Source organism: Acidovorax sp. HMWF018 (genome assembly GCF_003061035.1).
Classification (GTDB): domain Bacteria; phylum Pseudomonadota; class Gammaproteobacteria; order Burkholderiales; family Burkholderiaceae_C; genus Acidovorax; species Acidovorax delafieldii.
Map to the genome: position 1 here is coordinate 1 of NZ_QAIM01000434.1, position 9,105 is coordinate 9,105.

Annotated in this window: 8 protein-coding genes and 1 pseudogene; 8 read left to right on the forward strand and 1 reads right to left on the reverse strand. The window is 66.0% G+C overall.

Features of this window, described 5'->3' with window-relative positions:
* Nucleotides 1–275 precede the first annotated feature (275 nt).
* From sbcB to DBR23_RS18095, 3 genes are all read left to right on the forward strand, one after another.
* A complete protein-coding gene (gene sbcB / locus DBR23_RS18085; RefSeq protein ID WP_108499143.1) occupies nucleotides 276–1,724 on the forward strand; it encodes an exodeoxyribonuclease I in 1,449 nt (482 codons plus the stop codon).
* A 167-nt stretch (nucleotides 1,725–1,891) separates the two neighbouring features.
* Nucleotides 1,892–3,139 carry a cystathionine gamma-synthase family protein gene (locus DBR23_RS18090; protein ID WP_056746087.1) on the forward strand — a complete coding sequence of 416 codons (1,248 nt, stop codon included), beginning with the start codon at nucleotides 1,892–1,894 and terminating at the stop codon, nucleotides 3,137–3,139.
* 38 nt (nucleotides 3,140–3,177) lie between these two features.
* On the forward strand, nucleotides 3,178–4,506 hold the full coding sequence (locus DBR23_RS18095; RefSeq protein ID WP_108499144.1) for a protein kinase: 1,329 nt from the start codon (nucleotides 3,178–3,180) through the stop codon (nucleotides 4,504–4,506).
* A 63-nt stretch (nucleotides 4,507–4,569) separates the two neighbouring features.
* Here the strand turns inward: DBR23_RS18095 and DBR23_RS18100 are convergent, their stop codons facing one another.
* Complete coding sequence (locus DBR23_RS18100; protein WP_108499145.1) at nucleotides 4,570–5,799, reverse strand: nucleoside recognition domain-containing protein; 1,230 nt, start codon at nucleotides 5,797–5,799, stop codon at nucleotides 4,570–4,572.
* 277 nt (nucleotides 5,800–6,076) lie between these two features.
* On the opposite strand from DBR23_RS18100, the gene DBR23_RS18105 reads away from it, so the two are divergent.
* From DBR23_RS18105 to DBR23_RS30985, 5 genes and pseudogenes are all read left to right on the forward strand, one after another.
* On the forward strand, nucleotides 6,077–6,790 hold the full coding sequence (locus DBR23_RS18105) for a YebC/PmpR family DNA-binding transcriptional regulator (protein WP_056062254.1): 714 nt from the start codon (nucleotides 6,077–6,079) through the stop codon (nucleotides 6,788–6,790).
* An 80-nt stretch (nucleotides 6,791–6,870) separates the two neighbouring features.
* On the forward strand, nucleotides 6,871–7,167 hold the full coding sequence (locus DBR23_RS18110; RefSeq protein WP_015014301.1) for a DnaJ domain-containing protein: 297 nt from the start codon (nucleotides 6,871–6,873) through the stop codon (nucleotides 7,165–7,167).
* On the forward strand, nucleotides 7,164–7,739 hold the full coding sequence (locus DBR23_RS18115; RefSeq protein WP_056746082.1) for a hypothetical protein: 576 nt from the start codon (nucleotides 7,164–7,166) through the stop codon (nucleotides 7,737–7,739). Before DBR23_RS18110 ends, DBR23_RS18115 begins: the two co-directional genes overlap by 4 nt.
* A gap of 5 nt (nucleotides 7,740–7,744) precedes the next feature.
* A complete protein-coding gene (locus DBR23_RS18120; RefSeq protein WP_056746672.1) occupies nucleotides 7,745–8,506 on the forward strand; it encodes a hypothetical protein in 762 nt (253 codons plus the stop codon).
* Between the two features lie 169 nt (nucleotides 8,507–8,675).
* Nucleotides 8,676–9,105 (forward strand): annotated as a pseudogene (locus DBR23_RS30985) (hypothetical protein); the annotation flags it as partial.

The window sequence follows — 9,105 nt, forward strand, 5'->3', positions numbered from 1 at the left end:
GGGCAGGGCGGTGGCGCGCCCCACGGGGCGAGGGGAAGCAATGAAACTGGGCATGCGCCATTGTCCCGCGTGCCAGTCCGCGTACAGGGGGCGAATGTGCATCAGTCCGTATGGTGAATATGCTTACTATGTTTTTGATAGCTGCTTGCGCATGTTCCACTAGCGCTTGCGGCCAAAAACACTGAAAAATGCGGTTACAGTGACGGCTTGATCGCCTTGCGCCCCGCCCGCCGTGCGCGAGCCTCCGCCTGCAGCCCCCTGTTAGCCTACCGACCATGGCGCCCCACACCTTTCTCTGGCACGACTACGAAACCTTTGGCGCCAACACGCGCCGCGACCGGCCTGCGCAGTTCGCGGCCATCCGCACCGATGCCGAGCTGAACGAAATCGGCGAGCCGCTGATGCTGTATTGCCAGCCCGCCAACGACTATCTGCCCGACCCGGTGTCGTGCCTCATCACCGGCATCACGCCCCAGCAGTGCCTGGAGCAGGGCGTGCCCGAGCACCAGTTTGCCGCGCGCATCGAGTCCGAGTTTGCGCAGCCCGGCACGATTGGCGTGGGCTACAACACCATCCGGTTTGACGACGAGATCACGCGCTTCATGTTCTGGCGCAACCTCATCGACCCCTATGCGCGCGAGTGGCAAAACCAGTGCGGCCGCTGGGACCTGCTGGACGTGGTGCGCATGACCTATGCGCTGCGACCCGACGGCATCACCTGGCCCAAGAAGGAAGACGGCGTGACGCCCAGCTTCAAGCTGGAGCACCTGTCCAAGGCCAATGGTTTGCAGCATGATGCCGCGCACGATGCGCTGTCGGACGTGCGCGCCACCATTGCGCTGGCACGGCTGATCCGCCAGCACAACACCAAGCTGTTTGACTTTGCCCTCAGCCTGCACAAGAAGGACCGCGTGGCCGCCGAACTGCGGCTGCCCGCCACCACGGCCACGGCGCGCGCGTTCTTGCATGTGTCGGGCATGTTCCCCACCGAGCGCGGCTGCCTGGCTGTGATGTGGCCGCTGGCCAGCCACCCCACCAACAAGAACGAGCTGATCGCCTGGGACCTGGCCCACGACCCACGCGAGCTGGCCACGCTGAATGTGGAGGACATCCGCCTGCGCATGTTCAGCAAGGCCGACGCGCTGCCCGAGGGCGTCACGCGCCTGCCCATCAAGACCATCCACCTGAACAAGTCGCCCATGGTGGTGGGCAATGTGAACACGCTCACGCCCGCGCTGGCGCAGCGCTGGGGCATCGACCTGGCCCAGGCCGCACAGCACGCCGAGGTGGCGCGCGCGCTGCCCGACATGAGCGGCATCTGGCCGGCGGTGTTTGCCCGCCCGCAAGAGCCGGCACCGGATGTGGACCAGGACCTGTACGGCGGTTTTGTGGGCAACAACGACCGGCGCCTGTTGAACGACCTGCGCACCCTGAGCGGCGACCGACTGGCCAAGGCGCGTGCGAACTTTGATGACCCGCGGCTGGCCGAGCTGCTGTGGCGCTACCGGGCGCGCAACTTTCCGCAGACGCTGTCGCCCGAGGAGCAGGAACGCTGGGAGGCGCACCGCGCCGCCTGCCTGTTCGACGGGCAGGGCGGGGCGCGCACGGTGGAGCAGCTGTTCACCGAAATCGACGAACTCTCGGAGACCGCCGACGACGAGCGGACGCAGGACATCCTGGGCGCCTTGTACGATTACGCTGAACACATCGCACCTGAACGGTAGCCATCGAGAGAAGCCCCCTGAGGCGCTGCGCGCCTTCCCCCGGAGGGGGACGCTCCCGGTGGCTTGGCAGAGCCAGTTCCACGGGTGCGCTGGCGTCAAGGGCGCGCCGGTATTTATCGTTTTGCCTTTCGCGTAGACCAGTTGAAACAGAGCAGCCGCAGATTTTTATGACGACACCGCAGAACCACAGTTTCACCACCCAGATCGTGCATGCCGACCGCCTGGGCGGCGCCGAGCACGGGGCCATCCACAAGCCCATCCACACCTCGGTGCAGTACGGCTACGAGAAGGTCGAGGACCTGATCGCCGTCTTCCAGGGCACCGCCAAGGGCGGCTTCAACTACGCGCGCCAGGGGACGCCCACCACGGCGGCGCTGGAGGCCAAGATCACGCAGATGGAGCGCGGGCATGGCTCCATCGTGTTCTCCACCGGCATGGCGGGCATCTGCGCGGTGTTCCTCACCCTGCTCAAGGCGGGCGACCACCTGGTGGCCAGCCAGTTCGTGTTTGGCAACACCAACAGCGTGTTCGGTACGTTGGCCGACCTGGGCATTGAAGTGACCACGGTGGACGTGACCGACGCGGCCAACGTGGCTGCCGCGCTGCGCCCCAACACCCGCATGGTGTTTGTCGAAACCATTGCCAACCCCGGCACGCAGATCCCCGACCTGGAAGGCATTGGCGCGCTGTGCAAGGCGCATGGCGCGCTCTACGTGGTGGACAACACGGTGGCATCGCCCTACCTGTTCCGCGCGGCCACGGTGGGCGCGGGGCTGGTGGTCAACTCGCTCACCAAGAGCATTGGCGGGCAGGGCGATGCGCTGGGCGGCGCCATCACCGACACGGGCCTGTACGACTGGTCGGGCTACCCCAACATCTTTGCGGCCTACCGCAAGGGCGACGCGAAGGGCTGGGGCCTGCAGCAGCTGCGCAAAAAGGGCCTGCGCGACATGGGCGGCACGCTGTCGTCCCACGCCGCCCACCAGCTGGCCCTGGGCGCGGAGACTTTGTCGCTGCGCATGGACCGCACCAGTGCCACCGCCCTGGCGCTGGCGCAGCGGCTGGAGGCACACCCGGCCGTCTCGCGCGTGCTGTACCCCATGCTGCCCTCGCACCCGCAGCACGCCTTTGCGCGCAAGCACCTCAAGGCGGGCTCGTGGCTGCTGTCGTTCGAGCTGCGCAACCCCGACCAGTGCCTGGCCGTGTGCAACCGCCTGCAGTTGCCCATCAAGGCCACGGGGCTGGCCGACACGCGCACGCTGATCATCCCGGTGGCGCACACCATCTTCTGGGAGGCCGGCCCCGCCGTGCGCGCCACCATGGGCATTGCCGACAGCATGATCCGCCTGTCGGTGGGCCTGGAAGAGGCGGAAGACCTGCTGGCCGACTTTGAGCAGGCGCTGGCCGGAGCCTGACCCCACCTGAACTGCCCACCCTGACCGGGAGCCCCGCCATGGCCACTGCCACCTCTGCACCGCCCGCCAACATCGGCAAGTACCGCATCGAGCGTGAACTGGGGCGGGGCGCCAGTGGCATCGTGTACCTGGGGCTCGACGGCTTCCGGGGCCGCAAGGTGGCCATCAAGCAGACCCACGCGCACTTGCTGAAGGTGCCCGAGCAGGCAGAGCGCTACCGCAAGCTGCTGCGCAACGAGGCCGCGCTGTCGGGCCGCCTGCGCCACCCCAACATCGTGCGCCTGCTGGATGCGGACGACGAAGCGCTGCCGCCCTATCTGGTGCTCGAATACGTGGACGGCCAGCCGCTGTCCGACTTTGCAACGCCCGATACCTTGCTGCCCGTGCCCCAGGTGCTGGACATTGCCTTCAAGTGCTGCAACGCGCTCGAATACGCCTACCGCGAGGGCCTGGTGCACCGCGACATCAAGCCCGCCAACCTGATGCTGGCGCGCGGCGGCGATGTGAAGCTGACCGACTTTGGCGCCGCCCTGTCGTTGCGCAGCGATGCCACGCAGCTGTCCGGGCTGGTGGGGTCGCCGTCGTACATGTCGCCCGAGCAGGTGCGCGAGCAGGACCTCACCCACCACAGCGACATGTTTTCGCTGGCCGTGGTGGTGTACGAGCTGCTCACCGGCCGCCGCCCGTTTGATGGCGACACCGACTTCGCCACGCTCTACAAGATCAGCAACGAGACGCCCACCCGGCCCAGCCTGCTGCGGGCGTCGTTGCCTGCGCATGTGGACGAGGTGCTGCTGCGTGCGCTGGCCAAGCAGCCCGCCGACCGCTTTGCCACCTGGGCCGACTTTGCCCAGGCACTGCTGGCCGCGCACCGGGGCCTGCCCCGCCAGAAGTCGCAAGACACTGAGGCCGAGCGCTTTGCACGCCTGCGTGCGCTGCCGTTTTTTGCCGACTTTCACGACGTCGCGCTATGGGAGCTGATGCGCCTGGGCAGCTGGCGCCGGCTGGAGCAGGGCACGGTGCTGATGCGGGAGAACACGCCCGGCGACTCATTCTGCATCCTCATCGAAGGCCAGGTGGCCGTCAGCCGCCAGGGCTGGAACCTCAGCACCCTGGGCCCCGGCGTGACCTTGGGCGAGATGACCTACCTGCGTCCCGACAACCGCATCCGCACCGCCACCGCCGTGGCCGAGACCGAGGTGCTGGTGCTCAAGGTGCGCAACCCTGCGCTGCGCGAGGCGTCGGAGGATTTGCAGTCGCGCTTTGACAAGGCCTTCATCAAGCTGCTGGTCGGGCGGCTGATTGCCACCAACGAGCAGCTGGCTGAGTGGGAACTGGTGGCTGCGCCAGGGCCCGCTGGCGGTTGACTCCCAGATTGCTATTTAATTGATAGCTGTTTGGGTATATTGCACTAGCGCTATCAGCAAAAACTATCCAAAAAACCGGTAGCACACCACAATGGCGGCCACCACCCCCGCCAGCTCGGCCAGCAAGGCGCAGCCCACGGCGTGCCGGGCGCGCTGAATGCCCACGGCCCCAAAGTACACGGCCAGCACGTAGAACGTGGTTTCGGTGCTGCCCTGGATGGTCGCGGCGGCCAGGGCGGCAAAGCTGTCCACGCCCTGGGTCTGCATGGTCTCGATGAGCATGGCGCGCGCCGCGCTGCCCGAGAACGGCTTGACCAGGGCGGTGGGCAGTGCGTCCACAAACCGGGCGTCGGCGCCCAGCGTGGTCACGCACCAGCGGATGCCGTCCAGCACATAGCCCAGCGCGCCCGAGGCGCGGAACACGCCCACGGCGCACAGCATGGCCACCAGGTAGGGCAGCAGGCCCTTGGCCACGTCAAAGCCTTCGCGCGCCCCCTCGATGAAAGCCTCGTACACCGGCACCTTGCGCCACGCGCCCAGCGCCACAAACAGCACGACCAGCGCAAACAGCGTGAGGTTGCCCAGCAGCGACGATAGGGATGCCAGTGCGGCGGCACTCAGCGTGGTGAGCAGCGCCATGAACCCGCCCAGCACCAGCGCCACGGGCAGCAGGTAGGCCAGCACCACGGGGCTCCACAGCGGCAGGCGCTGCACCACGGCCACGCTCAGCAGCCCCACCAGGGTGGAGGCAGACGTGGCCAGCAGGATGGGCAGGAAGACCAGCGTCGGGTCGGGCGCACCCTGCTGCATGCGGTACATGAAGATGGTGACCGGCAGCAGCGTGAGCGAGGAGGCGTTGAGCACCAGGAACAGGATCTGCGCGTTGGTGGCGGTGTCGGGCTCGGGGTTCAGCTCCTGCAGGGCCTTCATGGCCTTCAGGCCCATGGGCGTGGCCGCGTTGTCCAGCCCGAGGGCGTTGGCGGCAAAGTTCAGCGTCATCAGGCCCAGGGCAGGGTGGCCCCGGGGCACACCCGGCATCAGGCGCAAGAACAGTGGGGCCAGCCACCGGGCCAGGGCATCGACCAGGCCCGCCCTCTCGGCAATCCGCAAAAAGCCCAGCCACAGCGTGAGGGTGCCAAACAACAGCACCATCACCTCGACCGACAGTTTGGCCATGGCAAACAGCGCTTCGACCATGGCCGCAAAAATCTGGGCGTTGCCCCCCACCAGCCATTGGGCCAGGGCTGCGATGGCCGCCGTGAAGAAAAAGCCCAGCCAAAGGGTGTTGAGCATCAGTGCACCGGGCAGGGGTCAAAAGAAGGAGCTTTGCGCATGTCGCCGAGGTTAACTGCACCGCTGCGTGCGGCTGATAGAGAGCGTGGCGGAAGGGCAACGAAAGTGTCCATGGTGGTCAGTGGTACCCTATAGGGTTCGGTCGGAAGTTGCACTCCCATCCTCTGGGGGCTGTTCGGGAGGCGTTTTTCCTCCCGGCGGCTCCTGCATGGCTGCAGCAACTCCCACACACGGCGCCCCAGCGCGCCGCATTCACATCAAGGAAAAGAGATCCATCATGGGCGCGCAGTGGAAAGCAAAAGGCAAGGCACAGGTGGCCGACGCCAAGGGCAAGCTGTTTGGCAAGCTGGTCAAGGAAATCACCGTGGCTGCACGCGGCGGTGCCGACCCGGCCAGCAATGCCCGCCTGCGCCTGGTGGTGGAGCAGGCTCGCAAGGCCTCCATGCCCAAGGACACGCTGGAGCGTGCCATCAAGAAGGGTTCGGGCACCGGCGCGGACGCGGTGAACTACGAACGCGTGATCTACGAAGGTTTTGCCCCCCATCAGGTGGCCGTGATGGTTGAATGCCTGACCGACAACGTGAACCGCACGGCCCCCGAGATGCGCGTGCTGTTCCGCAAGGGCCAGCTAGGTACCTCGGGCTCGGTGGCCTGGGACTTCAACCATGTCGGCATGATCGAAGCCGAGCCCGCCACCCCCGACGCTGACCCCGAACTGGCCGCCATCGAGGCCGGTGCGCAGGACTTTGAAGCGGGCGACGAAGAGGGCACCACCACCTTCTGGACCGACCCCACCGACCTCGACCTGGTCAGCCGCGCGTTACCCGCCCACGGCTTCACGGTGCTGTCCGCCAAGCTGGGGTACAAGCCCAAGAACCCTGTGAACCCCGCCAACCTCACGGCTGAGCAGCTGGAGGAGGTTGAGAACTTCCTGGCCGCCATCGATTCGAACGACGACGTGCAAAACGTGTTTGTGAGCCTGGGTGGTTGATGTGCGCGCGCAGGCGCCGGCACAGGTGCTGAAGAGGGTGTCCTGGATGGCGCCCCTGGCTTTGACGGACGGACTGTTTCATGACTGCTGACCACTACGCAGCCCTTGGGCTGGCGGCCAACGCGTCGCTGGCGGACATCAAGAAGGCTTTTCGCCAGAAGGCCTCGTTCTACCACCCCGACCGCAACACGGCGCCCGACGCCGCACAGCGCTTTGCCGAGGTGCAAAAGGCCTATGAGGTGCTGTCGGACGACGACGCCCGCCAGGCCTACGACGACAACCGCCGCCGCAACCTGCTGGACGACCCGCTGCAGACCGCCCAGGAGATCTGGCAGGCCTACAGCGCACGCATTCTTTCTCATCCTTCCGCCCTGTGAAACTTTCTCCCTATTTTTATGACCTGCGCTCGGCCTACCAGGCCGAGCTGGACGACCTGGTGTCCGACTCCGAGGGCAACGACGTTCTGCGCAAGCGCCTGGCCGAAAAGCGCAACGAGATGGCGTTTTTGGTGCAGATGATGGAACTGGCCCCCGAAATGGTGGCCGTGGTCTTTCACCGGGGCTTTCGCTTTACCAAACCGGCTGCACTGGAGCACCTGTTGGGCTTACCGGTGAACGAGCTGCCCGACTGGCACAGCCTGACCCATGCCGTAGCGTTGGAGCCCTGGGCAATGAGTCTGGCCCAGACCGTGTTGCGCGAGCCCCAGGGCGCGCGCTTTCTGACGGTAGCCGCCGGCCTGGAATACCTGCAACAGCACGCGCGCCTGGCTCCGGCCGCAGCGTCGCATGGCGACAGCGATGCCGAGGACGATGGTGAAGATGCCGCCGAACACGACGATGACTACAGCGCCCTGAGTGCCGACGACGCGGTGGACCCGCAAAACAGCCGTACGCGCGAAGAGTCCAGCGCCAACTGGCTGGCCGATGTGGGCTTTGAGCGCAAGGAATGACGACCATGAGCAGCAGCAACCAACACCTGGCCCTGATCACCAAGACCACCAGCCTCATCGCGGCCGGTGACATCGTGGGTGCCGAGTCGGCGCTGGCCGAACTGGCCGACAGCGATGGCGACGGCGCGCTGATGGTGGTGCTGGACCAGCTGGCGCCCAAGGACATCCTGGCCGTGATGCGCGAGTACGACGACTCCAAGGCTTCGGTGGTCAACATGCTGGTTACGCCCGAGCAGTTTGCGCGCGCGATGGTGCTGGAAAAGCAGTACAAGGACCTTACCCACACCCACCTGCGCAACATGGTCAACGCGGTGGTGTTCCGTGACGATGCCGACCCGGTGGAGTTCCTCACCGCGATTGGCGACCTGGAGGGTGGCGCCGAGGCCCTGGCCAACTACTTTGCCGAAAAGTGGAGCCGCATCGAGGCCTTTGCCCGCACCGGCACCTTTGACGCCACCGAAGACTACGGCGTCACACTGAGCGACGACGAGCTGCTGGCCTCGGGCTATGTGCAGCCGCGCATCGACCTCGATGAAGTGGCCGACCGCGACTGGATGCAGATGGCCTGGCTGCTGCGCTATGAGTGCCGCGACCTGTTCATCGAGATGCTGCTGGTGCTGCGTGCCAAGGCCCGCGCGTTTGACCAGGGACTGGAAGAGGGCGAAGAGACGTCCGAAGAAGACGATGGCAAGTTCGAGACCAGCGAAACCGACCGCGGCAAGGCCACGCCTGCCGCACGTGCTTCCGACGAAGAGTCTGCAATTTAGTGAACAACCCCCTGAGGCGCTTCGCGCCTTCCCCCTTCCCTCGAATGGCTGTGCCATTCGGGAAGGGGGACACCGCCAGCGCGGCGGGGCGGCCCTTGCGCGGCGGTCCTGGTATGGGCCGCGCCAGTTTCATAGCCCATGAGCAGCGCGAAGCGCGATAGATTCAGACATGACCGTGCCTCCCACGCCTTCCTCAATTTCTGCACCAGTCGCTACTGCCAATGCCCTGCAACTGCACGACGCGCGCCCTTTCTTTGAAAAGGCGCTGGTCTACGGCGTGCAGCACGGCATGATTGACGCGGACCGGCTGGCGGCCATCAATGCCGACGCGCCTAAGGGCATGGTGCAGATCGCGCGTTACTTTGGCAGCGAGTTTCTGCGCCCGGAGCTCGAGAAGGCGCGGGACCGCATGGTCAACCTGATCAGCCTGTACCTGCTGGAGACCACAGCCGGTGATCTGGCCAAGGCGGCGGTGTCGCTGCGCGACAACTCCTTTTTGTCGCGTTCCAAAGGCGGCTCGGACATGCTCAAGCGCCTGATCGCCATGCCCGAGAGCAGCAACTTCGGCATGGGCGGCTATGCGGATGCCGAAACCCCAC